At 56.5% G+C, this 1,614-nt stretch carries 2 protein-coding genes; one reads left to right on the top strand and one right to left on the bottom strand.

Annotated elements, in window-relative coordinates; genetic code table 11:
* Positions 1-213, bottom strand: a 213-nt coding sequence (locus AC1DO7_RS41190) for a helix-turn-helix domain-containing protein (RefSeq protein WP_477117568.1), incomplete at its 3' end; no start/stop codon positions are given.
* A gap of 115 nt (positions 214-328) precedes the next feature.
* On the opposite strand from AC1DO7_RS41190, the gene AC1DO7_RS41185 reads away from it, so the two are divergent.
* The coding region (locus AC1DO7_RS41185) for a hypothetical protein (protein ID WP_477117567.1) at positions 329-1,614 on the top strand (1,286 nt) is incomplete at its 3' end.

The following is a 1,614-nucleotide window of genomic DNA, read 5'->3' as shown; positions in this document are numbered from 1 at the left end:
GTCGTTGGCTGAATGAAGGTACGCGGCCGGTACGCCCAATACGGCGGCGATCCGTTCGACAAGCTGTGCGTCGGGTGCACGCTTTCCTTGCTCATAGCGATTCATCCGTGCGCTGGCCGACATCGGATCAAGTCCGGCCTCGATGCCGAGACGTTCCTGCGATAGTCCGGTGCGTAGGCGTGCTGCTTTGAGCCGTTGTGCGAATACCGACATACCTGCCTTCAAGTGGCTGAAGACAAAGATCGTCCGGTTTTGGCTCGTCTCAGATGCTACCGATTTGGTAGTATTGCGGGCGCATCTATTCAGAACAGTACAGGGGGGAAACTACATGCAGAACAATCAGAATCAGCCGATATGGAATCCATCGACCGTCGCCGGTCTTAGTGTCATGTTTACCCCGGCATTTGGAAGCTACCTACAGGCATCGAACTGGCGCTCTCTGGGACAGCCGGAACGGGAAGCCACGTCGAAGGCGTGGTTCTATGTCAGCTTGCTCGTCTTGGCCGCGATGGCTGCTGCGGTTTGCTTTGCAGCCAAGGCTGGTGGTGACAGCGACGCAGTTCGCGGGTTCGTCAACATCGGCGGGCTGATCTACTTCTTCATCTGGTACGTGGCCTCCGGTCGCAAGCAAGTCAGCTATGTGAAGGACGGCTTCGGGAAAACCTATGCGAAAAAGTCGCTGGTGAAGCCGGTATTGGCGGCGCTTGGGGTGGCGGTCCTGTATGCCGTCGCCGTCGCCGGCCTGCTGTTCGCCACGCAAGGGTCCAGCGATGACGACGCCCAACCAACCGATCAGGCTTCGTCGGCTGGATCATCGTTCAGCCTTGCAAGCCTGTTCGGTGATACAGCCAAGCTGGACTGCGCGTCGCCGGACGTGAAGGAAATCATTACGGACAACTATGCTGACCAGCTTACCGGTACCGGGATTCCCGATCTGGGGATGGCGATTGAGCGCAAGCGCATCAACTTCCGGGTCGAGATGATTACCGAAACGGGGCGCAACACGGCATCGCAATTCGTGAACTGCAAAGGCAATCTGATCATCACTTTCCCGGACGAGGATTTGGCAAGGGCAAGGAAAACGCTTGGTGATGGTGGGCTGAACGGGATTTTTGCTGAGGCCATCCGCAAGACTGGACCGGCGTTCAACGAAGAAATTGCCTACAGGGTATCGGTCCCGGCAGACAAAGAGGAAAGGAAGAACGGGCCGCTTGTTGAAATCACCTTTGTGAATGCCAAAGAAGCATCAAGTAACTTTCGTATGTATGGCGCAGCGTATGGTGCGTTGGCATACACGGTCGCCGATGTCTCGGCATCAAAACGGAACGATGTGAAGTGGGACAAGGCGTACAAGGACGCCGTTGCTCAGGAATGCGGCAAACAGTCGAATCTTGATCTTTGCCGGTGCAGGCTGGACCAGTTCGAACAGGTTTTCAACCAAGACGATTTCCAGCGCATCGGCTACATCGTTCAAACGAAAACTCTGGACCCGGACAAGTACCCCAATTTCATTGCTCTGTCGGACAGCTTGAACAGGCAGTGCCCGCTGCCACAGGGTATCGCCAGCGTTCTGAAGGCATCGGCTGAGGCGGCACCGTCGCCGGTACCTCAGTC

The sequence above is a fragment of the Cupriavidus sp. 05N40 genome, assembly GCF_056397305.1.
The sequence above is the reverse complement of the archived record's forward strand: the minus strand, read 5'-3'. Positions and strand labels throughout refer to the sequence as shown.